The 24,060-nt window shown below is 70.3% G+C and carries 17 protein-coding genes; 4 read left to right on the forward strand and 13 right to left on the reverse strand.

From position 1 onward, the window contains the following. Positions 1–132: 132 nt before the first annotated feature. From ilvC to OG729_RS11690, 5 genes are all read right to left on the reverse strand, one after another. Positions 133–1,134: a ketol-acid reductoisomerase gene (ilvC, locus tag OG729_RS11670; protein ID WP_360877718.1), complete on the reverse strand. Its 1,002-nt coding sequence runs from the start codon at positions 1,132–1,134 to the stop codon at positions 133–135. Positions 1,135–1,241: 107 nt separating this feature from the next. Then, on the reverse strand, positions 1,242–1,766 hold the full coding sequence (gene ilvN / locus OG729_RS11675) for an acetolactate synthase small subunit (protein ID WP_005311534.1): 525 nt from the start codon (positions 1,764–1,766) through the stop codon (positions 1,242–1,244). Between the two features lie 27 nt (positions 1,767–1,793). Further along, on the reverse strand, positions 1,794–3,680 hold the full coding sequence (locus OG729_RS11680; protein ID WP_360877722.1) for an acetolactate synthase large subunit: 1,887 nt from the start codon (positions 3,678–3,680) through the stop codon (positions 1,794–1,796). Between the two features lie 203 nt (positions 3,681–3,883). After that, positions 3,884–6,694, reverse strand: a complete 2,811-nt coding sequence (locus tag OG729_RS11685) for an EAL domain-containing protein (protein WP_360877725.1) — start codon at positions 6,692–6,694, stop codon at positions 3,884–3,886. Between the two features lie 335 nt (positions 6,695–7,029). After that, complete coding sequence (locus tag OG729_RS11690; protein ID WP_360877729.1) at positions 7,030–7,980, reverse strand: 2-hydroxyacid dehydrogenase; 951 nt, start codon at positions 7,978–7,980, stop codon at positions 7,030–7,032. Positions 7,981–8,070: 90 nt separating this feature from the next. On the opposite strand from OG729_RS11690, the gene OG729_RS11695 reads away from it, so the two are divergent. The 3 genes from OG729_RS11695 (at position 8,071) to OG729_RS11705 (ending at position 10,642) form a co-directional block, all read left to right on the forward strand. Further along, on the forward strand, positions 8,071–9,183 hold the full coding sequence (locus OG729_RS11695; protein WP_405805878.1) for an aldo/keto reductase: 1,113 nt from the start codon (positions 8,071–8,073) through the stop codon (positions 9,181–9,183). Positions 9,184–9,302: 119 nt separating this feature from the next. Then, the gene (locus tag OG729_RS11700; protein WP_405805879.1) at positions 9,303–10,451 is read left to right on the forward strand and encodes a PQQ-dependent sugar dehydrogenase; all 1,149 of its coding nucleotides are present in this window, start codon (positions 9,303–9,305) and stop codon (positions 10,449–10,451) included. 14 nt (positions 10,452–10,465) lie between these two features. After that, positions 10,466–10,642 carry a DUF6191 domain-containing protein gene (locus tag OG729_RS11705; protein WP_360877738.1) on the forward strand — a complete coding sequence of 59 codons (177 nt, stop codon included), beginning with the start codon at positions 10,466–10,468 and terminating at the stop codon, positions 10,640–10,642. Between the two features lie 317 nt (positions 10,643–10,959). On the opposite strand, the gene OG729_RS11710 is transcribed toward OG729_RS11705, so the two are convergent. From OG729_RS11710 to OG729_RS11740, 7 genes are all read right to left on the reverse strand, one after another. Further along, the gene (locus OG729_RS11710; protein WP_405805880.1) at positions 10,960–14,070 is read right to left on the reverse strand and encodes an AAA family ATPase; all 3,111 of its coding nucleotides are present in this window, start codon (positions 14,068–14,070) and stop codon (positions 10,960–10,962) included. A gap of 19 nt (positions 14,071–14,089) precedes the next feature. Beyond that, a complete protein-coding gene (locus OG729_RS11715) occupies positions 14,090–14,263 on the reverse strand; it encodes a hypothetical protein (RefSeq protein WP_405805882.1) in 174 nt (57 codons plus the stop codon). A 166-nt stretch (positions 14,264–14,429) separates the two neighbouring features. Then, on the reverse strand, positions 14,430–15,230 hold the full coding sequence (locus OG729_RS11720; protein WP_405805884.1) for a GNAT family N-acetyltransferase: 801 nt from the start codon (positions 15,228–15,230) through the stop codon (positions 14,430–14,432). A gap of 58 nt (positions 15,231–15,288) precedes the next feature. Further along, on the reverse strand, positions 15,289–15,843 hold the full coding sequence (locus OG729_RS11725) for a hypothetical protein (RefSeq protein WP_405805886.1): 555 nt from the start codon (positions 15,841–15,843) through the stop codon (positions 15,289–15,291). Between the two features lie 35 nt (positions 15,844–15,878). Continuing rightward, positions 15,879–16,442, reverse strand: coding sequence for a GNAT family N-acetyltransferase (locus OG729_RS11730; RefSeq protein WP_405805887.1), 564 nt, complete (start codon positions 16,440–16,442; stop codon positions 15,879–15,881). Positions 16,443–16,481: 39 nt separating this feature from the next. Next, positions 16,482–18,686: an MMPL family transporter gene (locus tag OG729_RS11735; RefSeq protein ID WP_405805888.1), complete on the reverse strand. Its 2,205-nt coding sequence runs from the start codon at positions 18,684–18,686 to the stop codon at positions 16,482–16,484. Between the two features lie 203 nt (positions 18,687–18,889). Next, entirely contained in the window at positions 18,890–21,010 is a 2,121-nt protein-coding gene (locus tag OG729_RS11740; RefSeq protein WP_405805890.1) for a phosphocholine-specific phospholipase C, read from the reverse strand. 280 nt (positions 21,011–21,290) lie between these two features. Between OG729_RS11740 and OG729_RS11745 the strand changes: the two genes are divergently transcribed. Then, positions 21,291–22,199 carry a hypothetical protein gene (locus OG729_RS11745; RefSeq protein WP_405805891.1) on the forward strand — a complete coding sequence of 303 codons (909 nt, stop codon included), beginning with the start codon at positions 21,291–21,293 and terminating at the stop codon, positions 22,197–22,199. Between the two features lie 348 nt (positions 22,200–22,547). On the opposite strand, the gene gatB is transcribed toward OG729_RS11745, so the two are convergent. Further along, positions 22,548–24,056, reverse strand: coding sequence for an Asp-tRNA(Asn)/Glu-tRNA(Gln) amidotransferase subunit GatB (gatB, locus tag OG729_RS11750; RefSeq protein WP_405805892.1), 1,509 nt, complete (start codon positions 24,054–24,056; stop codon positions 22,548–22,550). Positions 24,057–24,060: the final 4 nt, after the last annotated feature.

Consider the following 24,060-nt stretch of genomic DNA (forward strand, 5'->3'; position numbering starts at 1 on the left):
GTGGGGTGCGTCTTGCGCCTCCAAGGCAGGATCACCCGTCCGTGGCTGGACAGAGTGGAGAAGCGCTGGAGCGCGGCGAGAACAACTGGGCGGGGGGCCGGGACGCTGTTGTCCCGGCCCCCCGCCTGCGGCTTACGCCTCCTCGTTGTCCACCCAGCTCATGAGCTTGCGCAGCTCCTTGCCGGTGGTCTCGAGCAGGTGGTTCTCGTCCTGCGTCTTGTACTCGTTGTACTTCTTCAGACCGCCGTGGTACTCGTCCATCCAGTTCTTGGCGAAGGTGCCGTCCTGGATCTCGGTGAGGACCTTCTTCATCTCGGCCTTGGTCTGGTCGGTGATGATGCGGGGGCCGGTGACGTAATCGCCCCACTCGGCGGTCTCGGAGACCGACCAGCGCATCTTCTCCAGGCCGCCCTCGTACATGAGGTCCACGATCAGCTTCAGCTCGTGGAGGCACTCGAAGTACGCGATCTCCGGCTGGTAGCCGGCCTCGACCAGCGTCTCGAAGCCCGCCTTGACCAGCGCGGACGTACCACCACAGAGGACGGCCTGCTCGCCGAAGAGGTCGGTCTCGGTCTCCTCGGTGAAGGTCGTCTTGATGACGCCGGCGCGGGTGCCGCCGATGGCCTTCGCGTACGAGAGCGCCAGCGCGAAGGCGCTGCCGGTCGCGTCCTGCTCGACGGCGGCGATCGCCGGGACGCCGCGGCCCTCTTCGTACTGGCGGCGGACCAGGTGGCCGGGGCCCTTCGGGGCGACCAGGGCCACGTCGACACCGGCCGGAGCCTTGATGAAGCCGAAGCGGACGTTGAAGCCATGGGCGAAGAAGAGCGCGTCGCCGTCCTTCAGGTTGCCCTTGATGGACTCCTCGTAGACCTGGGCCTGGATCGGGTCCGGGATGAGGATCATGATGACGTCGGCCTCGGCCGCGGCCTCGGCGGGGGTCACCACGCGCAGGCCCTGCTCCTCGGCCTTGGCCTTGGACTTGGAGCCCTCGTGCAGACCGACGCGGACGTCGACACCCGAGTCACGGAGCGACAGCGCGTGGGCGTGGCCCTGGCTGCCGTAGCCGATGACCGCGACCTTGCGGTTCTGGATGATGGACAGGTCGGCGTCGTCGTCGTAGAACAGCTCGGCCACTGGGATATCTCCTTGGAGTGCTGGTGTTACGTCCCACCGTACGGCGAGGAGGGATGGGGACGTTTCGGGGTCTCGCCAGGCGGAACGGTCCGCCTGTGCGGGGCTGCCTAGGCGGAACGGTCCAGGGCCCGCAGGGACCGGTCCGTGATGGACCGGGCGCCGCGCCCTATGGCGATCGTGCCGGACTGGACGAGCTCCTTGATGCCGAACTGCTCCAGCATCTTGAGCATCGCCTCCAGCTTGTCACTCGAACCGGTGGCCTCGATGGTGACCGCCTCGGGCGAGACGTCCACGGTCTTGGCGCGGAACAGCTGGACGATCTCGACGATCTGGGAGCGGGTCTCGTTGTCCGCGCGGACCTTCACCAGCACCAGTTCGCGCTGGATCGCGCCGCCGGGCTCGAGCTCGACGATCTTCAGAACGTTGACCAGCTTGTTGAGCTGCTTGGTCACCTGCTCCAGCGGCAGGTCCTCGACATTCACCACGATCGTGATGCGGGAGATGTCGGGGTGCTCGGTGACACCGACGGCGAGCGAGTCGATGTTGAAGCCGCGACGGGAGAACAGTGCGGCGATCCTGGCGAGGATGCCTGGCGTGTTCTCGACCAGGACGGAGAGCGTGTGCTTGGACATGGTGCGTCGTACCTCTTCCTACTGCTCTCAGTCGTCTTCGTTGTCGCCGAAGTCGGGGCGGACGCCGCGCGCCGCCATGACCTCGTCGTTGGAGGTGCCTGCGGCGACCATCGGCCAGACCTGGGCGTCCTCGTGGACGATGAAGTCGATCACGACCGGGCGGTCGTTGATCGCATTGGCTTCGGCGATGACCTTGTCGAGGTCGTCCGGGGACTCACAGCGGATCGCGTGGCAGCCCATGGCCTCCGACAGCTTCACGAAGTCGGGGACACGGGTGCCCTGACGCGCCGAGGTGCTCGCGCCGACCTGGGAGCCCGCCACGTGGTGACCCGTGTCGTCGGCGTGCAGGACGGTGCTGGAGTAGCGCTGGTTGTAGAAGAGGGTCTGCCACTGGCGGACCATCCCCAGCGCGCCGTTGTTGATGATCGCGACCTTGATCGGGATGTTGTTCAGGGCGCAGGTGGTGAGCTCCTGATTGGTCATCTGGAAACAGCCGTCGCCGTCGATCGCCCAGACCGTGTGGTCCGGCTTGCCGGCCTTGGCACCCATCGCGGCCGGGACCGCGTATCCCATCGTTCCGGCGCCGCCGGAGTTCAGCCAGGTCGCGGGCTTCTCGTACTGGATGAAGTGCGCGGCCCACATCTGGTGCTGGCCGACGCCCGCGGCGTAGATGGTGCCCTCGGGGGCGAGCTCGCCGATGCGCTGGATGACCTGCTGCGGCGAGAGGCTGCCGTCGTTCGGCTGGTCGTAGCCGAGCGGGTAGGTCTCGCGCCAGCGGTTGAGATCCTTCCACCAGGTGCTGTAGTCCCCGGCGTGTCCGTCGCTGTGCTCGGCCTGGACGGCCTGCACCAGGTCGGCGATGACTTCGCGGGCGTCACCGACGATCGGGACGTCCGCGGTGCGGTTCTTGCCGATCTCGGCCGGGTCGATGTCGGCGTGGACGATCTTTGCGTACGGCGCGAAGCTGTCCAGCTTGCCGGTGACGCGGTCGTCGAAGCGGGCTCCGAGGGCGACGATCAGGTCGGCCTTCTGCAGCGCGGTGACGGCGGTGACCGAACCGTGCATGCCCGGCATTCCCACGTGCAGCGGGTGGCTGTCGGGGAATGCGCCGAGCGCCATCAGGGTGGTGGTGACGGGCGCTCCGGTGAGTTCTGCGAGGACCTTCAGCTCGGCGGTGGCGCCGGCCTTGAGGACGCCGCCGCCGACGTACAGGACGGGGCGCCGGGCCTGGACGATCAGCTTGGCGGCCTCGCGGATCTGCTTGGCGTGCGGCTTGGTCACCGGGCGGTATCCGGGCAGGTCCTGCTGCGGCGGCCAGCTGAAGGTGGTCTGCGCCTGGAGTGCGTCCTTGGCGATGTCGACCAGGACCGGTCCCGGGCGGCCGGTCGAGGCGATGTGGAAGGCCTCGGCGATGGTGCGCGGGATGTCGTCGGCCTTGGTGACCAGGAAGTTGTGCTTGGTGATCGGCATCGTGATGCCGCAGATGTCCGCCTCCTGGAAGGCGTCGGTGCCGATGGCCTTGGAGGCCACCTGGCCGGTGATCGCGACCAGCGGCACCGAGTCCATGTGCGCGTCGGCGATCGGGGTGACCAGGTTGGTGGCGCCGGGGCCCGAGGTGGCCATGCAGACGCCGACCTTGCCGGTGGCCTGCGCGTAGCCGGTGGCCGCGTGGCCGGCGCCCTGCTCGTGGCGGACCAGGACGTGACGGACCTTGGTGGAGTCCATCATCGGGTCGTACGCGGGGAGGATGGCACCGCCGGGGATGCCGAAGACCGTGTCGGCCCCTACTTCCTCGAGAGAACGGATGAGGGACTGCGCGCCCGTGACGTGCTCAACTGCAGCGGTCTGGTGTCCGCCGGTACGGGCCCGCGGCTGCGGATGGTGGGCCCCGGTGGCCTGCTCGGTCATCGGCATTCTCTTCTCGAAGCTGAGGGTTTTTGCGAGGGTTTGGGGTGTGCCAGTGCAACAAAAAACCCCTCGTGCCGTGAGGCAAGCGAGGGGAGCGCGTCGGGAGGGGTCCGCAGGGTCTTAGGGGACCCTGCTCAGCCGACGCGCTTTCCAAGTACGAGAATTCGGGTGCGCATGGCACTGACCCTCCCCCCGGCGCGCCATGACTGTCAAGTGGGTGGGACGCGCGTCTCATTATTTGAGCCATTGCGTGCGGTGAATGCGCCACCCGTCAGGACGGGCAGGGCGATCCCGCCGGGCACCGGGAAGTCCTCCCGAAGCAGCGAGCGGCGCAGCCGGTACTCGTCCAGCGGCCCCGAGAAGGCCATGCCCTGGCCGTGCGTGCAACCCATGGCTCGGAGGGCAATCACCTGCTCGGGCACGTCGACGCCGTCCGCCACGGACTGCATGCCGAGGTCGCAGGCGATACGGAGGAGCCCGCTTGTGATCTTGTGCAGCCGGGCGGACTCGACGACACCCTCGACCAGACCTCTGTCCAGTTTCAGTACGTCCACGGGGAGCCTGCGCAGTGCGTTGATCGCGGCGTATCCGCTGCCGAAGCCGTCCAGGGCGATCCGTACACCGAGTCTGCGCAGCGAGGCGAGACGCTGCTCCAGATCGTCGAAGGAGATCCGCGGATCACTGTCGGCGAGCTCGATGATCAGCGCTCCGGACGGCAGTCCGTGCCGGGTGAGAAGGGCCTCGACGGAGCCGAGCGGCAGGGACTTGTCCAGCAGCCGGCGGGCCGACATCCGGACCGAGACAGCCACCAGATGGCCCAGTCTGCCGCGCTCGGCGGCCTGCTCCACGGCCTCCTCGAGCAGCCAGTGGCCGATCTCGGCGCTGCGGTCGCCGTCGTCGGCGACCCGCAGGAATTCGGCCGGGGTGAACAGGATGCCCTGGGCGGAGCGCCAGCGGGCCTGGGCGGCGACGGCGGCGATACGGCCGGTGGCGAGGTTGACCACGGGCTGATGGAGCAGCGCGAATTCGCCCTCGTGCAGGGCGCTGCGCAGGCGCGCGGCCAGCTCGGAGCGGCGGACCACCTCGTCCTGCATCTGTGGCGCGTACAGCTCGACCCGGTCCTTGCCTGCCGCCTTGGCGCGATACATGGCGAGGTCGGCGTTGCGCATGAGGTCGTTGGGGGTGATGGCGGGCTCGGCGAAGGCCACCCCGATGGAGGCCGCCACCCGCACTTCGTTGCCGTCGATGCGGTACGGCTGGGAGAGGGTGAGGCGCAGCCGGTCGGCGATCTCCTGGACCTGGTACTCGCGGGCGGTCCGGTCCCGGCCGCCGTCGCCGACGATCAGGGCCGCGAACTCGTCCCCGCCGAGACGGGCGGCGGTGTCCCCGGTCCGCACCGAGTCCTGGAGGCGGCGGGCCGCCTGGATCAGCAGCTCGTCGCCGGCCTGGTGGCCCAGGCGGTCGTTGACCCCCTTGAAGCCGTCGAGGTCGATGAAGAGGACCGCGGTACCGGAGTCACCCGCGCGGCGGCCGGTGAGGGCCTGGCGGACGCGCTCGGTGAACAGGGCGCGGTTGGGCAGGTCGGTGAGCGGGTCGTGCTCGGCGTTGTGCTGCAGCTGGGCCTGGAGCCGGACCCGTTCGGTGACATCGCGGCTGTTGAAGATCAGGCCGCCCTGGTGGCGATTGACCGTGGACTCCACATTGAGCCATTCGCCGTTGCCCGACTTGAAGCGGCACTCGATCCGGGTGGTGGGCTCCTCTGCCGGAGGAGCGGCCAGAAACCGGCGCACCTCATGGACCACCCGGCCCAGGTCCTCGGGGTGGATGATCGAGGCCAGCTCGGAGCCGATCAGCTCCTCGGCCTCACGGCCGTACACACCGGCGGCGGCGGGACTGACATAGCGCAGTATCCCGCTCGGGGCGGCGATCATGATGACATCGCTCGACCCCTGCACCAGCGAGCGGAAGTGGTTCTCCTTCTGCGCCAGTTCATGGGTGAGGGCGATGTTGTCGAGGAGCATGATGCCCTGCCGGACGACCAGGGCGAGGACGACCGTGCAGCCCGTGAGGACGACGACCCGGTCCACCCGGCGGCCCTCGATGACGTTGTACAGGATGCCGAGGGTGCAGACGGCGGCGGCGAGATACGGCGTGAGGGCGGCCAGCGAGCCCGCGACGGGGCGGCTGAGGTGGCGAGGTCCGTGCGGGTGCCGCGTCGCCTCGGGCGTGCGGCGTGCGCCCCAGGGGGCGTACGCGAGCAGCAGCGAACCGGCGAACCAGCCGGCGTCGAGGAGCTGACCCGAGCGGTAGTTCTCGCGCAGTAGCGGCGAGGTGAACAGCGCGTCGCACAGGACGGTCAGGGCGAGGGCGGCGATGGCCGTGTTGACGGCGGAGCGGTTGGTGGCGGAGCGGCGGAAGTGCAGCGCGAGCAGCATGCTGACCAGCACGATGTCGAGCAGCGGATAGGCGAGGGAGAGTGCCGCCGGGGCCACGCTCTGGCCCTGCACATGTGCGCTGTGGGCGAGCGCGAGGCTCCAGGAGAGCGTGAGCAGCGAGCCGCCGATCAGCCAGGCGTCCAGCGCGAGGCAGACCCAACCCGCCCTGGTGACCGGGCGCTTGGCGAGAACGAGAAGGCCGACGATGGCGGGCGGCGCGAAGCACAGGAAGAACAGGTCGGCGATGCAGGGGCTCGGTACCTCACGGTCCAGCACCACCTCGTACCAGCCCCACACCGCATTGCCTGCCGCGGCCATCGCGGAGGAGACCGCGAACAGCAGCCAGGCGAGCCGAAAGCGGCTCTGACTCGCGCGGGCGTAGAGGAAGCAGGAGACGGCGGCGATCAGGGCGGCGGCACTGAGGCCGAAGTCGCCCATGACCAAGGCGACTTCGCGCGAGCCCCAGCCGAAGGCGGAGCCGATGCCGTAACCGCCGCAAACGCCGGCCAGGAGGAGCTGGGAGAACGGGCCCGTGCTACCACCGGGCACGGGCCGCCGGGCCATGATCGCCCCCTGGGCGCTCACCGGGCCGCCCCGGGGAGCACCGCCACCGGTGGGTGAGACATCGGATGGGATCTGCGCTTCGGAGCGTGCGAGGGTCGCCGTCGGTGGCCCCGCCGCGTCGGATTGTTCGTCCATAGGCCGTACATCGCCCGTCGCCCCCCTCGAAGTCTGATCGGCAGTCAGGTCTCGCTAACGCACCGCCCCTTGCCAGGTGCAGCCCCCAGTTCGGGACGATACACCAGAACGGTCACTCAGGGACATAGCTCCTCTACTCTCCGTGACGATGAATACCACTGTCGGCACGCGGCGCATCCGGGTGACTTCACAGAGTGCCGGAAGAGGGGCGGGCCGCGTGGCTATTCCGTCGTGAACACCACGTTGCGCACCGGCTCGCCCGCGGCGAACCGGGTGATTTGTCCGGCCAGCAGCCGCTTGGCGCGCGGCATGAACGCGGAGGTGGAGCCGCCCACATGGGGGCTGATAAGGACGCCCGGGGCGTGCCAGAGCGGGTGTCCCGCAGGCAGCGGCTCGGGGTCGGTGACATCGAGCGCGGCGGTCAGACGTCCGCTCTCCACCTCGGCCAGCAGGGCCTTGGTGTCCACAACGGGGCCGCGCGCGACGTTCACCAGAAGTGCGCCGTCCTTCATCCGGGCCAGGAACCCGGCGTTCGCCAGGCCCTTCGTCTGCTCGGTGAGCGGGGTCGAAAGGATCACCACATCCGCATCCGGTAGCAGGGCGGGCAGATCGGTGAGTGCGCGCACTTCGCCGCGCTCCGTGGCGCGTGCGGAGCGCGCGACGCGCGCCACCCGCGCGCATTCAAACGGCGCGAGCCGGTCCTCGATCGCGGCGCCGATCGATCCGTATCCGACGATCAGAACCGACTTGTCGGCGAGCGCCGGATAGAAGCCGGCGCGCCATTCCTCCTTGTCCTGGCCGTGTACGAAGCCGGGAAAGCCGCGCAGCGAGGCGAGGATCAGGGCGAGGGTGAGCTCCGCGGTGGAGGCTTCGTGGACTCCCCTGGCGTTGCACAGGCGTACGCCGGGGGGCAGCAGGCCGAGCCCGGGCTCGACGTGATCGATTCCGGCGGAGAGCGTCTGGACGACGCGCACGGACGTCATGGCGGCCAGCGGGCGGACCGCGACCTCCGTGCCCTTCATGTAGGGGACGGCGTAGAAGACACAGTCGGCGGGGTCACCGGGAAAGTCCGGACCACCGTCCCAGAAGAGGTAGTTGAGGCCCGCGTCGGAGGGGGTGGGAAGCCCCTCGATCTCGTCGGCCGGAATCGGGAGCCACACGTCTGCAGTCATGGTCAGGAGGCTAATCCTCATGAGGCTGGGCGCATCCCGGCGGTCCGCATTCGTTAGTTTGGTCAGCGGCCAAGGGAGGGGTACGGGCAGTTGGAGCGCAGGACAATCGGTGCGGCGGCCCTCGAAGTGGGCGCGATCGGGCTCGGCTGTATGCCGATGAGCTGGGCGTACAGCAGCTCCCAGCAGCGCAGCGACCGGTCGCTGCTTACTGTGCACGCCGCGCTGGATGCCGGCTCCAGCCTGCTGGACACGGCCGATATGTACGGGCCCTTCACCAATGAGCTGCTGATCGGGCGGGCGCTTAAGGAGCGGCGCCGGGAGGCGTTCGTATCGACGAAAGTCGGGCTGCTCGTCGGCGATCAGCATGTGGTCGCCAATGGGCGGCCGGGGTATGTGAAGCGGGCCTGTGACGCCTCGCTGCGGCGGCTGCAGACGGATGTGATCGACCTCTACCAGCTGCACCGCGCGGATCCTGAGGTACCGGTGGAGGAGACCTGGGGCGCGATGGCGGAGCTGGTGACGGCGGGGAAGGTGCGGGCCCTGGGGTTCTGCGCGGTGGGGGCGCGCGCGTCCCGGCGCCCGGGGGCACGCGTGGGGGCACGTGCGGGTACATCGGGGGCTTCGGGAGCACGTGCCGGGACTTCAGGGGCTTCGGGGGCACGCGCGGGAGCTCCGGGGGGTTCGGGGGCTCGCGCGGGGGCGCATCGGTACGACGGAACGATCCGGCAGCTGGAGCGGGTGCAACAGGTCTTTCCGGTGAGCGCGGTGCAGGCGGAGCTGTCGGTGTGGTCGCCGGAGGCGCTGGAGCGACTGGTGCCGTGGTGCGAGGCGCGTGGCGTGGGGTACCTGGCGGCGATGCCGCTCGGGAACGGCTTCCTCGCGGGAACGCTCACGCCCGGGCAGGGCTTCGAGCCGGACGATGTGCGGGCACGCCATCCGCGGTTCACGGCGGAGATGATGGCCGCGAACCAGCCGGTGGTGGCGGGGCTCCGGAGGATCGCCGAGCGGCACGGCCCGCGTGTGACACCGGCGCAGGTGGCACTGGCGTGGGTGCTGGCGCAGGGACGGCATGTGGTGGCCGTGCCGGGGACGAAGCGCGAGGAGTGGGCAGCGCAGAACGCGGCCGCGGCGGGGCTCGGGCTGACGGCCCGGGACGTGGCCGAAGTGGCGAGGCTGCCGAAGGCGCGGGGATCCTGGGATTGAGATCGCGGACGGGATCGGGAACCCAAGATCGGGAACCTGGGAGCCGTGAGCGGTGTAAGAACAGTAGTCGGGCAGATCATGCAGCCGTCGAAGGGATCAGAACCGTGCAACGTCCTGCTGTGACGGCCGTGTTGGCCGCCGCCGTGCTTCTGATCGCGACCGGGTGCTCGTCCGGCGACGACACCGCGGCGGCCGGCCAGGGAGCGACATCCGCCACCCCGAGCCCTTCCGCATCCGGCTCGGCCGGCTCGCCGAGTCCCACAGGCCCGCCCGCGAAGGGCTCGGTGAAGGTCGTGTCCACGCTGACCCAGGACCTGAAGTCGCCATGGGGTGTCGCTGCGCTGCCTGACGGTGATCTTCTGGTCGCCTCGCGTGACGAGGGGACGATCACCCGGGTCGACGTGGAGACCGGCAAGAAGACTCAGATCGGCTCCGTGCCCGGCGTCTCCCCGGGCGGCGAGGGCGGACTCCTCGGCCTGGCCGTCTCCCCGTCCTTCGCCTCTGACCACCAGGTGTACGCGTACTTCACGACGGAGTCGGACAACCGCATCGCCCGCATGCTCTACGACGAGAAGAAACCGGCCGATCAGCAACTGGGCGCACCCGACACGATCCTGAGGGGCATCCCCAAGGGGCGCGTACACAACGGCGGGCGGATCGCGTTCGGCCCGGACAAGATGCTCTACGCGGGCACGGGCGAGACGGGTGACAGGGAGCTCGCGCAGGACAAGAAGTCGCTGGGCGGCAAGATCCTGCGGATGACCCCGGACGGCCAGCCGGTGCACGGCAATCCGGAGGCGGACTCAGTCGTCTACTCATGGGGCCACCGCAATGTGCAGGGACTGACCTGGGACTCCGACAAACGCCTGTGGGCCGCCGAGTTCGGCCAGGACACCTGGGACGAGCTCAATCTGATCGAGCCGGGCAAGAACTACGGCTGGCCGGAGGTGGAGGGCAAGGGCGGCAAGCCGGGCTTCGTCGATCCGGTGGCCCAGTGGAAGACGGCGGACGCGTCGCCGAGCGGCATCGCGTATGCGGAGGGCTCGATCTGGATGGCGTCGCTGAGGGGCGAGCGGCTCTGGCGGATCCCGCTGGCGGGCACGGAACCTTCGGCGCCGCCCCAGGCGTTTCTGCAAGGTAAGTACGGCCGCCTGCGCACGGTCCTGTCGGCGGGCGGCGCCAAGGTCTGGCTCGTCACGAGCGAGACCGACACCCGGGGTACGCCCGAGCCGGGGGACGACAAGATCCTCCAGCTGGAGGTGAAGTAGGGGGTGAACGGCTTGTGTTCAACGTCTTCGAGGAGTTCTTCGCACCCGGCCGCAAGCACACCGACGAGGAGCAAAACCGCCTGGCTCTGACGAGGGTCGACATAGGCGACAACGACCCGAGCCGCGGCCCGATAGACCTGGCCTCGGGCAAGGTCACGATCCGCCCTCCAAAGGACGACGACACGTCCTGACGATGGGCGCGATGCCTGCGCCAAGGGCCGAGGGTGCGGACAGGCGGGCAAGGGCCGAGGGTGCGGACAAGCAGGCCAGGACTGCGCCCGGGACGTGGCGGCCACGGAGCTCAGGGCTCCCCCGCGTGGCCATCGGAGCCGCGGCCCGGCGGTCAGCGGCGTCGCGGTCAGGGGCGTGGCGGCCACGGAGCACAGGGCTCCCCCGCGTGGCCGTCGGCGCCGCGGCCCGGCGGGGCCGGGGCGGGGGTGACCCGGGGGACCCGCGCCGGCGGCGGCGCGGTCTGGCGGGGCCGGGGCGGGGCGACCCCGGTGCGTCGTCAGGCCGAGGCCGCGGCGTGAGGGGTCGGGTCGTCCGAGGGTTGGAACAGGCGCAGCCGGTGGGCCATCGCTGCTGCCTCGCCGCGGCCCGAGACGCCCAGTTTGGACAGGATGTTGGAGACGTGGACGCTCGCGGTCTTCGGGGAGATGAACAGCTCCTGTGCGATCTGACGGTTGCTGCGACCCGCCGCCACCAGGCGCAGCACGTCCTCCTCGCGGCGGGTCAGGCCGAGCGCCGGGCCCTGTGCTGGGGCGGCGGCCGGAGGGGTGGGGGCGTCCATCAGGGAGATGCGGGCGCGCTGGGCCAGCAGGGCGATGTCCTCGGACAGCGGACGCGCGCCCAACTTCTTCGCCGTCGCGGCCGCTTGGCGCAGCAGATCCCCCGCGACAGCGCGGTCCGACTGGAGCAGCGCCTCCGCCCAGCGGTGACGGACCCTCGCCAGGTCGTACGGGCGCTCCACCGCCTCGAAGGCCGCGCCCGCCTCCGCCCAGTCGACGGCCGTGTCCTCACCGCCCGCGCGCAGCAGTTCGGCGCGAACCCAGCGCTCATGGGCAACCCACACCGGCACCGCGGTGACAAGCCCTGTCGCCGCCTTACGGATCCGTTCGAGCGCCTCGGTGCGGCCCGTCTCCGCTATGGGCAGGCCGCGTGTGTCCGCCTCCAGCGTGGCCGCGGCCCGCAGCAGCGGCCACGCGTACCGCTGGGTGCCCGGCGGGAAGCCCTCGCTCGCTGCCCGCTCGAACTCCGCCCGCGCATCCAGCACACGCCCCTGTGCCGCCGCGATGCCCAGCGCAAGCGTGTGCATCGGGAGGTTGGTCTGCGGCATCGGGTCATTGGGTCCGAAGTGCTCTCGCGCCGCCTTCAGATGCTCCGACGCCTTCGCCACATCGCCCCGGGCCAGGGCCTGTTCGGCACACCGGATCGCTGCGTACCCCCGGGGCTTGGGGCTCAGCGCGATCCGCGCCGCCCGGTCCGTGGCCTCGGCTGTCTCGTCCCAGCGCCCGAGCGACTGGTAGGACTCGGCCAGGTTGTTCAGGATCCACGCCTCGGTGTCCAACAGGCCGTAGTTGCGGGAGAGTTCGACCCCCTCGGTGAGGACTGCCACGGACTCCTGCGAGCGGCCGATCCCCTCCAGCACGGACGGCAGATTCACATGGGTGCGCCCCACAAGTGAGGGCAGATCGAGGGAGACGACCCGCTCTTTGACCGCGTACATCTCCGTGAGCCCCTCGTCGACGTGGCCGGCGTCGACCATCAGGCTGCCGAGGGTGAGGCGGGCACGCAGTTCGTTGTCCTCCAGGCCGACCATGCGCGCGTACTCCACGGCGAGCTCGGCGGTTGCCAGGCTCCCGGGTCCGGGGTCGTGCACCATGCCCCAGCCCGCAGCCTCCGCGAGCACCTCCGCGTGGACAGCGGACGGCGGCAGTCCGCGCACCAGCTCCTGTGCGGCGGCGAGCTCTGCCCAGCCGTCGCCACGACCCAGCGACGAGACCAGCAGGGAGCGCTGGACGGAGAACCAGGCGGCGCGCAACGCGTCGTCATCCGCCTCCGCCAGCCGCTGCCCGCGCTTGGTGATCTTCAGTGCGCGTTCCCGCTCACCGCTGAGGCGGCCCGCGACGGCCGCCTCCGCCATCAGGTCCAGAAAGCGCAGCGGCGTGGTGGCGGGATCGCAGCTGTCGCAGCCGCACGGCGGATACGCCTCCGCGTAGTCGACGGGCCGCAGCTCGCCCCGCACCTCATCGGGCGCACCGTCCCACAGTTCCATCGCCCGCTCCAGCAGCCGCAGTTGCTCGGAGTATGCGTGGCGTCGGCGCGCCTCGACGGAGGCGCGCAGCACGGCGGGCAGCGCCTTGGCGGCGTCGTGCGCGTGGTACCAGTACGTCGCAAGCCGCATCGCCCGCTCTTCGTCCCGGACGAGCGACGGATCGGCCTCCAGCGACTCCGCATACCGCCGGTTGAGCCGGGAGCGCTCACCGGGCAGCAGATCGTCACTGACGGCCTCGCGTGCGAGGGAGTGCCGGAAGCGGTAGCCGCCCCCGTCGGGCGTGGCCAGCAGGATGTTCGCCCCCACAGCGGCCCGCAGCGCCTCGATGAGGTCGTCCTCACCGAGCCGGGCGACGGCGAACAGCAGACCGTACTCCACGGTCGAGCCGCCCTCCGCGACTATGCGAGACACCCGCTGGGCGTCCTCCGGCAGCGCCTCGATGCGGACGAGCAGGATGTCGCGCAGCGTGTCCGGCAGGCCCTTGGAGCAGCCGTCGTCAGTGATGCTGCAGGCCAGCTCCTCGACGAAGAAGGCATTGCCGTCCGAGCGCTGGAAGACCCGGTCCACCATGGCCGGTTCGGGCTCGACGGCCAGGATGCCGGCCATCTGGCGGTGGACCTCCGCGCGGTTGAAGCGGGTCAGCTCGATGCGCTGGACGGTGCGCATCCGGTCGAGCTCGGCGAGGAACGGCCGCAGCGGGTGGCGCCGGTGGACATCGTCCGAGCGGTAGGTCGCGATCACGACCAGTCGGCCGCGGCGCAGCGTGCGGAAGAGATAGGCGAGCAGGTGGCGCGTGGACGCGTCGGACCAGTGCATGTCCTCGAGGACCAGGACGACCGTGCGGTCCGCGGCAACGCGCTCAAGCAGCCGCGCGGTCAGCTCGAAGAGGCGGGCCGTGCCCTCCTCGTCATGCCGGCCGCGCTCGCCGCGCGGGGTCTCCCCCAGCTCCGGCAGCAGCCGCGCCACCTCGTCCTCCTGCCCGGCGGCGGCCGCGGCGAGCTCCTGGGGCAGTTGCCGGTGGAGCGCGCGCAGCGCGGTCGAGAAGGGTGCGAACGGCAGCCCGTCCGCGCCGATCTCGACGCAGCTGCCGACCGCGACGACGGCCTCACGGCGGCACGCCTCGGCGAGCAGCTCCTCGACGAGCCGGGTCTTGCCGACTCCGGCCTCACCGCCGACGAGCAACGGCTGCGGCTCGCCCGCTGCGGCGCGGGCGAGCGCACTGGTGAGCGCGGTCAGTTCGCCGGCGCGGCCGACGAACACCGGGCTTACTGACCTGGTCTCCACGTCGCCGAGCATCGCACAGCCCTCTGACAACGCGGCACCGGTGATCGGGATGACAGTCATCACGGGAGGTCCCGTCGGCTTACGCGGCGCGTGCATAGCCGGAGTTGTCCGAACTCACCGGACCCTCTCCTGATTCCTTGGCCGCTCGTCTGGCAGCACGACGGGCCTTGCGCACCTGCCGCGCGAGCCGCTCCACCTCGGCCTGACGGATGAGCTCGGCCTGGCGGATCTTGTGGATCTGGTTCTGGAACATCTCGTACTCCCTGGTGGTGAATCGTCTTGGCGTCTTGCGATGCCTCAACTTTCGTTCCCCAGGGGGGTCTGCCACATCGGGAGCATTCCGCATCTTCGCGGCCGCGGGGTCCTTAGACGCCCGTGGAGTCGTGCGCCCACGCCCTAAGGCCCCCGGCCGAGGGGCCTTAGGGCCGCTGGTCGGGCCGGGATCGGTGTTCGTATACGTACGGCGTGGTGATGCTCAGCGCGGCGAAGCCCAGCCGCGACAGAATCGGCCGACTCCGGCTGGAGGCGTCGACCTGCAGGAAGCGGTAGCCGCTCGCGCCGGCGAGGCGGGCGCGGTGAGCGATCAGGGCCCGGTAGATGCCGCGGCCGCGCCACGCGGCCACGGTGCCGCCGCCCCAGAGACTGGCGAAGTCGGTGCCCGGGTGCAGCTCCATCCGGGCGCCGCTCACCGGCTGGTCCCCGGCCATCGCGACGGTCATGAACACGCTGTCCGGGGTCCGCGCCAGCTGGGCGAGGAGTTGTTCCCGCAGCCGGGAGCTGCTGGTGCCGAAGGCCTGCTCGTGTGCGTCCGCGAGGAGTTCCACGCCCGCCGGGTCGGTGACCGTTTCCAGCCGGATGCCCTCAGGCAGCTCCACATCGGTGGGCAGGTCGCGGATCTCGGCGGCCATCAGGGTTTCCTCGGGCTCGGGCGTGAAGCCTGCTGCCCGCAGCCGCGCGCCGAGGTCGTGGGGCTGGTCGTAGGCGTAGAGCTTCCACTCGAAGTCGCGCGCCAGGGCGGTGAAGTGCCGCACCTGCTCGGCGATCGCCGCGTCGGCCGTGGCCGCGTCCAGGCCGGACCAGACGACGCCGTTCCATTCGCCGTCGGCGCCGCCCTGGCGCACCACGTCGCCGCTCCGTTCGACCCCGGCTCCCGGGTCGTCGGCGCTCACGCCCTGCCGCAGCTGCCGGTCGAACAGGCCGAGCACCTCGTCATGATCCATCCGCTCAGTGCAGCACCCGGCGGACAGGCGCACCAACGGATTTCAGCCCGCCGGCGGCTCAGGAGCCGGTACTGGGCAGTGCCAGGAAGAGGTCGAAATACATCCCGGCGGAGACGATCATCCCCAGGGCGCCGAGCACGACACCGGCCACGGCGAATGCCCTTACCCAGCCGGCCTTCTGCGGCAGGGCAAGCACGGCGGCGCCGACGATCAGGGCGAGGAGCGCGAAGATGCCGTTGGTCAGGGCGGTGGTGTGCCAGGCGTCGCCGTAGACCGCCGAGATCTGCTGGGCCGGGGTGCCGCCCTGCGAGGTCTTGATCTGGCCGATCAGCGTCTGCCGCTCGGCGGCGACCCTACCGACCCAGCTGCCGCTGAGGGCCACGACACCCAGACCGGCCGCGACGACGCCGGCGGCGGCTGAGCCGAGGCCCGAGGAGGCGCGGGGCGTCTCCTCTGCGTCGTCCGAACCGCTCTCCGCCGGCTCTGCCTGGTCGGTGTCGGTGGCTTGCCCGTCGTGCCCGTCCGATGTGGGCTCGGCACTCGTGTCGGTCGCCTCCGCAGCCTCGTCCGGCGCGGTCGTGTCGGTGGTCTCTTTGGTCTCGGTGGGATTCATGCGCCGCACGCTAGGTGGCCTGTCTGAGATTCCGCTTAACGACCGGTCTGCGACCGCAGCTCCCGCCACTCAGGCGCCAGCACCGACCACACCTCCATGTCGTGCCGCACGCCGCGGTAGAGATAGTTCTCCCGCAGCACCCCCTCCCGCGTCATCCCCAGCCGCTTCGCGACGTTGATGCTCGCGGTGTTCGCCGAGGCGGCCACCCACTCGACCCGGTGCATCCCGCGCTGCTCCACGGCCCAGTCGATCAGCACCCGTGCCGCCCGTGTGACCAGACCGCGCCCGGCAGCGGACGGCTCCAGCCAGCAGCCCGCCTCGCAGTTGCCCGAAGCGGGTTCGAAGATCCGGAAGAGCACACCGCCGACGAGGGTCCCGTCGAGCCAGATCCCGTAGATCCGACCCGCGTCCGCGGCCTGCTTGTCCGCGTACGACTGGAGGAGGGCACGCGCCGATTCGAGATCCGCGGCAGCCGCCGCAAAGGCGATGTACTCGCCGATGAACTCCCGCCCACGGTCCATATGGGCGAGGAACTCCTCGGCCTGCCACGGCTCAAGGGGGCGCAGTTCCGCTCCGTCGCCCAGTGATATCGCGAACATCGTTCTCCTCCGGCCGGTTTACGGCACGAGCCGGCCCGTTTACGGCACGAGCTGCCCGTCCTCGCTCGCGCGCTGCCCAGGGATCTTCGCATGCACACGGCACTCGGGGGGTTCGATGCTGATCCGCGGCAGCCGCCGGTCCAGCCAGCGCGGCAGCCACCAGTTCGCGCCGCCCAGCATGTGCATGAGGGCGGGCACCAGGAGCGTACGCAGTACAAAGGCGTCCAGGGCGACCGCCGCCGCCAGTGCGATGCCGAACATCGCGATGACCCGATCGCCGCTGAGGACGAAGGCCCCGAAGACCGAAATCATGATCACGGCCGCGGAGTTGATCACACGGCTGGTCTCGGCGAGGCCGACCCGGACCGCCCGCCGGTTGTCGCCCGTCTCCAGCCACTCCTCGTACATCCGGCTGACCAGGAAGACCTGGTAGTCCATGGAGAGCCCGAAGAGCACCGAGACCATGATCACCGGGAGGAAGGGCTCGATCGGGCCCGCCCGGCCGAGACCGAGAAACTCGCTGCCCCACCCCCACTGGAAGATCGCGACGACGATCCCGAAGGAGGAGGCGACGGCGGCCACATTCATCAACGCGGCCTTCAGCGGGATGCCTATGGAGCGGAAGGCCAGCAGCAAGAGCAGACAGCCGAGCGCGATGACAACGCCGACGAAGAGCGGCAGCTTGCCGACGATGATCTCGGCGAAGTCGTCGTAGCTCGCCGTCACACCGCCGACGTGCACCTGGAGGGAGGTGCCGTCCGACGCTGCGGGCAGGACGTCGTCGCGCAGATGGTCGACGAGCTCACTGGTCGCCTTCGACTGGGGTGCCGAGTCCGGTACGGCGGTGAGCACCGCCGTATCGCCGCTGCCGTTGTACGTGACGGGGCCGACGGATGTGATGCCATCGGCGCCCCGAAGGGCGTTGGGCAGCTTGTCCATGGCCAGCCGGTCGTCGGCGCCGTCGAGATGGGCGACGAGGGTGAGCGGGCCGTTGACGCCCGGGCCGAAGCCCTCCGCCAGCAGATCGTACGCCTGGCGGGTGGTCGCCGATGAAGGGCCGTTGCCCTGGTCCGAGGTGCCGAGGTGGAGCGAGAACGTCGGCAGGGCCAGCACCAGCATGACCACCGCGGCGACGGCTCCGAGCAGCTTCGGATGGCGTTCGACGAAGGCGGACCAGCGGGCGGCGAAGCCGGTCGGCAGCTCGGGCTGCGGACCGTGCTCGATGAGCCGGCGCCGCTCACGCCTGCTGAGCGCCCGCATGCCGATGAAGGACAGCAGCGCGGGCAGCAGGGTCACCGAGGCAGCCACGGTGAGGACGACGGTCAGACAGGCCGCGATCGCGACCCCGTTGAGGAAGCTGAGCTGCAGGATGAGCATGCCGAGCAGCGCGATGCAGACGGTGGCGCCGGCGAAGACCACGGCACGGCCGGTGGTGGCGACGGCGTCCCTGGCCGCTTCCGCCACCGGCAGTCCGCGCCGCAGGCCCTTGCGGTGTCTGGTCACGATGAACAGCGCGTAGTCGATGCCGACGCCGAGCCCGATCAGCATGCCGAGCATGGGGGCGAAGTCGGCCACGGTCATCACATGCCCGAGGAGCACGATGCCCGCGAAGGCGGTGCCGACCGAAACGAGGGCGGTGGCGATGGGCAGCAGGCTGGCGGCGAGAGAGCCGAAGGCCAGGAAGAGGACGACAGCGGCGACGACCACGCCGATGATCTCGGCCACATGCGCGCTCGACCCCTCGGTCGGCGCGATGGCGCTGCCGCCCAGCTCGACCTGGAGCCCGTCACTCTCGGCTGCCTTCGCGGTGGCGACGACCGCCTCGGCCTGCGCCTTGGGAACGTTGTCGGCCTGCTGGTCGAAGGTGATGGTGGCGTAGGCGGTGTGCCCGTCGGGGCTGGTCCGGCCGGCGCCCTCGTTGCCGTACGGGCTGACGACGGAGGCGACCCCGTCGAGCCCGGCGACCTCGTGGAGCATCCCGGACATCCGCTGGTGGATGCCGTCGGCGCGGACGCTGCCGGTGTCCGTGTGCCACACGATGGTGTCACTGTCGCCGCCCTGGCCGTGGAAGCCCTCCTCCAGGAGGGCCGCGGCGCGGCCGGATTCGGTGCCCGGGACCTCGTAGTCGTTGGAGTAGGCCGATCCCGCGACTCCCGCCGCGGTCGCGACGCCGCCGAGAGCGAAGAGCCAGAGCACGACGGCTACAAGGCGGTGCTTGATGCACCACCGGGCGATTGCTGCCAACGTGCGTGCTCCCTGGGTGGTTCGTGGATCTTTGACCGGGAACAGCCCGCAAAGAACTCATGACCTACAAAGAGACACTCTGGCAGTCAATAGTGATCCTTTGTCCGTTTCGTGGGCTTACTCACAGCGCTGCGCCAGAGCCCGGGACATGGGCTGCGGACCCCGGCGCACCGCTCGTTGCCTGCGCTCTTTCCGTCCGGGACTCAGCCCGACACGCTCGCCCGCCCGTTCTCGATGTGACCCATCAGACGGCGCCGGAAGCTCTCGTCCCGGTCGGCGGTCACCTCGATGTCGTACCAGCCGTGCGCGTCGGCCGCCGAGTGCACGACGGTGCGGCTGCGGCCCGCCTTGACCGTGATGGTGCGGGTCCAGTCGTGGAGGTCGGCCTCGTCGACGTAGGCCAGCGGCCGGATGGTGAACGTGACCGGCTTGCTGCCCTCGTTGCGAAGCGTGAGGTGCAGATCGCGGTGATGGTGGTCGATGGAGGTGGCGACCTCCGCCGGACCACCCGCGCTGCCCGCGAACTCGCGGCGGAAGCCGTTCGGCCCGGTGATCGTGAAGTGGTACGCGTCCCCCGCGCCCCCGGTGCCTCCCGTGGCCCCGGTAAGGGGCACCGACCACTGCGCCCTGCCCCTTACGTCCTTGTGCTGCGGAACGGGGAACTCACCGGCGTACGGGTACAGAGCGAAGTGCGCGCTCGCGCGCCCGCTGTTGCTGAGCTCGACGCTGAAGACGTCGCCCCTGACCCTGCCGTGCGCATCGGGCTGGTACGGCAGCGGCCGCGCGGGACGGATCCCCTCCTCCTGTACGGGCATCTGCTGCACCTTCGGCGGCACGGGCCGCCAGCGTCCCGTGAAGGGCGGTATCGCGCCCGGCTGCTCCACCTCGGGCTGGGGCCTGCCGCGGCGGAAGTCGAAGGCCGAGGTGAGATCGCCGGTGACGGCGCGCCGCCAGGGGGTGATGTTCGGTTCCTCGACGCCCGTCCACTTCTCCAGCAGCCGGATCACCGAGGAGTGGTCGAAGACCTCGGAGCAGACATGGCCGCCGACCGACCAGGGCGAGACGACGAGCATCGGCACCCTGATGCCGAGCCCGGTCGGCAGCCCCTGCCAGCGCTCGTCCCGGTTGTCGGCGGGCGGCACGGGCGGCGGAACGTGGTCGAAGAAGCCGTCGTTCTCGTCGTAGTTGATCAGGACGACGGTGTGCCGCCATACGTCGGGGTGCGAGCCGAGCACGTCGAGCACCTTGTAGACGATCGTCGCGCTGTGGATCGGCGAGGACACGCTCGGGTGCTCGGAGTCGACCGCGGAGGGCACGAGATACGACACCTCGGGCAGCGTGCCCGCTGCCACGTCCTTGGCGAACTCCTCGGCGAGCGTGCCGGTGGGCACACGCCGCAGCCCGCGCTCGAAGAGCTGTCGCTCCGCCGTGTCGAGCGTGGCGACGCCTGCCTCCAGCAGACCGAGCAGCCGGTCGCGCTCCGCGCTGTCCGTCGTGTCACGCACGGCCGCGTAGAACGACTCCATGAAGGTGTGGCCACCGGTCTTGGCGAGCGCCTTGCGGGCGATCGCCTTGAAGGTGGTGAAGAACTCGATCTGGTTGTCGGTGAAGTTCTCCCACTCGGTGTACGTCTTCCAGCTGCGGCCGGCCTTCTCGAGCCGCTCGGCGTAGGTGCCCCAGTCGTAGCCGGGGTGCGTGCCCTCGTCGTACGCGTCGTTGCCGACTGCCCGGTCGCCGTTCGCCTCGAAGCCGGTCTTGCCGCTCCACAGATGGTTGCGGTTCGGGCTCGTCGAGGTGTGGGTCGAGGAGTGGTACGCGTCGCAGATGGTGAACGTGTCGGCGAGCTCGTAGTGCAGGGGCAGATCGCGGCGGTCGTAGTACGCCATGGTCGCGGCGGTCTTCGCGGAGACCCAGCCGTCCATCCAGCCGTTGCGCCAGGCCTTCGCGCCGCCCTTCCAGGAGTGGTCGAGGGCGCCTATGTACTGGAGGTCCTGCTTCTGTGCCTCGGCGGCGTCGCGCACGGGGAAGGGCAGCACGGTGCCGCCGAGCGGGCCGGGCTGCTCGAAGACGGGCTTGCCGGAGGGGAGCTCGACGGCATTGCGGTCACCGAAGCCCCGTACGCCGCGGAGCGTTCCGAAGTAGTGGTCGAAGGATCGGTTCTCCTGCATGAGGATCACCACGTGCTTGACCGCACGCAGCCCGCCCGATGCGGGCTCGGCGGCGAGCGCGGCCTGCAGTGACGGCGGCAGCAGCGACCCGGCCGCCGCGCCGATCGCGCCTGTACCGAGTGCGAGCAGACGCCGCCGTGACATGTCCGTGGCCAAGTGATCCTCCCGAATCCGCTGTTGCTGCCCGGGAACGTAATCAGGCCGGGTGGCCTCGGGAAGACCCGTGGACGGCGCGGTGGTGAACGTCCAAGTGCTCGTACAAGGAGTCCTAACGGTGCGGACCGGGGTCCGGCGGCCGTTGGGCGACAACGATGTCTGCGACGCCTTGCGCCGTTGTCCTGAATCTGTCCTGAATCTGTCCTGAACTCGACCCTGCAGGTTCCAGAGGCGTAAATCCCCAAGCGAGCAGCAGGCGTTGTCGGTGGCGGCTGGCACGATGAGTGACATGGAAAACACGGGGACCAACCAACCGATGCTTTCGCTTGGCGACGCCGCGGAGTTCGCCCTGGCGTTCCATGACGCGCCCGATCTCTACTTCGGCAGTGAGCCTGTCCAGGTGCTCGCTTACGAGCCGGGGGCCTCGCTGCGCGAGCGGCGGGAGGCGTTTCGTCAGGTGTACGGCGCGATAGTGGCGCGGATCGGCGAGCCGACGCTGTACGGCGGCTCGGCGGAGGGCCCCAACGTCCGCTGGCGGGACTGCAGGAGGGTGGTCCTGCTCGCGGGCTCCTACCACCGGGCCCAGCTGTCGGTCCACCACACGGACGCCCTGGAAGGCGATGAGCGGCGGTCGTTCGAGTGGGGCGGCGCGTGGTCGGCGAGCGAGCCGTACGACTTCGACCTGCTGCCGTACACCTGGCAGTTGGACCGCAGCGGTCCGGGCGAGCGCCCCATCGAACTGCCCGGCGGCCGACTGGCGTCCTGCCTCGAACACTTCCAGAGCGCGCTGGAGTTGCTCCTCGCGGCGTGGGTGGAGCAGCTTGCCGTTCAGGTCGGCGACGACTGGGCGAGCTTCAGCGTGTACAGCTCGGCTGACCGCGGCCGGCAGCTGCTCATCTCGTACGCCCTGGAGGACGGGCTGCACATCTCGGTCGACGACCGCGACGGCGAGGACAGCCCGGAGCGCGCGCAGCTGATGCACTCACGCGGCTGGCAGTCCCGCGACCGCGGCTGGTGGCAGACGGACTTCCCGGAGCCGGACCGCCAGGAGGCCTCCGCGGTGGCGCACCTGGCCATCACGGAACTGCGGGCCCGCGGCACGAAGGAGCCGGACGAACTGCGGGCGAGGGACGCGAGCTGCAAGGACCGCGGCGAGCTGTGGCTCCCGGGCCTGGGCATACGCCACTGAGCGGACCGCGAGGCCGATGCTGTGCGGACGCGGTCGTCACGCAGCCCGGACGCGCAAGCGCGACATCGTGCGGAACGCGGGCCGCCGACCGCGTGCCCCGGCATAGCCGGACCGCGGACCCCGGCCGCGGCGGGCCGCCGATCCGGTGCCGTATACAGCGCGAGCCGAGCGCCGGACGTACAGCGCGCCGGACGTACAGATGGCCGCAGCGCTCGACGGAGGCCCGCGCCCGCCGCCCCCAGGAACCCCGGTCGGCCGCCCCACAGGAACGCGGTCCCGCCGCCCACAGCAGAGGCGGCCCGCACCTTCCGGTGCAAGCCGCCTCCGTCTGCCCGCAAGCGCCTCGCGTCAGCCCTCGACGCCCAGCTTCTGCAGGATCAGTTCCTTCACACGCGCCGCGTCCGCCTGGCCGCGGGTCGTCTTCATGACCGCGCCCACCAGCGCACCGACCGCCGCGACCTTGCCGCCACGGATCTTGTCGGCGATCGCCGCGTTGCCCGCGATCGCCTCGTCGACGGCAGCGCCGAGCGCACCCTCGTCCGAGACGACCTTCAGGCCGCGCTTCTCGACGACGGTGTCCGGGTCGCCCTCGCCCGCGAGGACGCCCTCGATGACCTGACGGGCCAGCTTGTCGTTGAGGTCTCCGGCAGCGACCAGCTCGGCCACCCGGGCCACCTGCGCCGGCGTGATCGGGAGCGAGGCGAGCTCGACACCGTCCTCGTTGGAGCGGCGGGCCAGCTCACCCGTCCACCACTTGCGCGCGGACGCCGCATCCGCGCCCGCCTCGATCGTGGCGACGATCAGGTCGACCGCACCCGCGTTGAGGATCGACTGCATGTCGTGCTCGGAGATGCCCCACTCCTCGCGCAGCCGGTTCCGGCGCACCCGCGGCAGCTCGGGCAGAGAGGCACGCAGCTCCTCGACCCACTCGCGCGCGGGGGCCACCGGGACGAGGTCGGGCTCCGGGAAGTACCGGTAGTCCTCGGCCTCCTCCTTCACCCGGCCCGACGTCGTGGAGCCGTCCTCCTCGTGGAAGTGACGCGTCTCCTGCACGATCGTGCCGCCGGACGAGAGCACCGCGGCATGGCGCTGGATCTCGAAGCGGGCCGCACGCTCCACCGAACGAAGGGAGTTGACGTTCTTCGTCTCGGAGCGCGTGCCGAACTTCACGACGCCGTGCGGGCGCAGCGAAAGGTTCACGTCGCAGCGCATCTGGCCCTGCTCCATGCGCGCCTCGGAGACCGCGAGCGCCTTGATGAGCTCGCGCAGCTCGGCCACGTACGCCTTGGCGACCTCCGGCGCACGCTCTCCCGCGCCCTCGATCGGCTTGGTGACGATCTCGATCAGCGGAATGCCGGCGCGGTTGTAGTCCAGCAGCGAGTGGGACGCGCCGTGGATTCGGCCGGTGGCACCGCCGACGTGTGTCGACTTGCCGGTGTCCTCCTCCATGTGCGCGCGCTCGATCTCCACACGGAAGACCTCGCCGTCCTCCAGCTGGACGTCCAGATAGCCGTTGAAGGCGATCGGCTCGTCGTACTGCGAGGTCTGGAAGTTCTTCGGCATGTCCGGATAGAAGTAGTTCTTCCGGGCGAAGCGGCACCACTCGGCGATCTCGCAGTTCAGCGCGAGGCCGATCTTGACTGCCGACTCGACGGCGATCTCGTTGACGACCGGGAGCGAGCCGGGCAGGCCGAGACAGGTCGGGCAGGTCTGCGAGTTGGGCTCGGCGCCCAGCTCGGTCGAACAGCCGCAGAACATCTTGGTCTTGGTGCCGAGTTCGACATGGACCTCGAGGCCCATGACGGGGTCGTAGGCAGCGAGGGCGTCCTCGTACGACACCAGTTCAGTGACGGTCACGGTG

It is taken from the genome of Streptomyces sp. NBC_00210 (genome assembly GCF_045160975.1).
Classification (GTDB): Bacteria; Actinomycetota; Actinomycetes; order Streptomycetales; family Streptomycetaceae; genus Streptomyces.

What these genes read in the sequence shown, in the direction of transcription:
- ilvN (WP_005311534.1), bottom strand. Translation starts at nt 1,766, where the DNA reads ATGTCCAAGCACACGCTCTCCGTCCTGGTCGAGAACACGCCAGGCATC.
- OG729_RS11680 (WP_360877722.1), bottom strand. Translation starts at nt 3,680, where the DNA reads ATGCCGATGACCGAGCAGGCCACCGGGGCCCACCATCCGCAGCCGCGG.
- OG729_RS11690 (WP_360877729.1), bottom strand. Translation starts at nt 7,980, where the DNA reads ATGACTGCAGACGTGTGGCTCCCGATTCCGGCCGACGAGATCGAGGGG.
- OG729_RS11710 (WP_405805880.1), bottom strand. Translation starts at nt 14,070, where the DNA reads ATGACTGTCATCCCGATCACCGGTGCCGCGTTGTCAGAGGGCTGTGCG.
- OG729_RS11715 (WP_405805882.1), bottom strand. Translation starts at nt 14,263, where the DNA reads ATGTTCCAGAACCAGATCCACAAGATCCGCCAGGCCGAGCTCATCCGT.
- OG729_RS11720 (WP_405805884.1), bottom strand. Translation starts at nt 15,230, where the DNA reads ATGGATCATGACGAGGTGCTCGGCCTGTTCGACCGGCAGCTGCGGCAG.
- OG729_RS11725 (WP_405805886.1), bottom strand. Translation starts at nt 15,843, where the DNA reads ATGAATCCCACCGAGACCAAAGAGACCACCGACACGACCGCGCCGGAC.
- OG729_RS11730 (WP_405805887.1), bottom strand. Translation starts at nt 16,442, where the DNA reads ATGTTCGCGATATCACTGGGCGACGGAGCGGAACTGCGCCCCCTTGAG.
- OG729_RS11745 (WP_405805891.1), top strand. Translation starts at nt 21,291, where the DNA reads ATGAGTGACATGGAAAACACGGGGACCAACCAACCGATGCTTTCGCTT.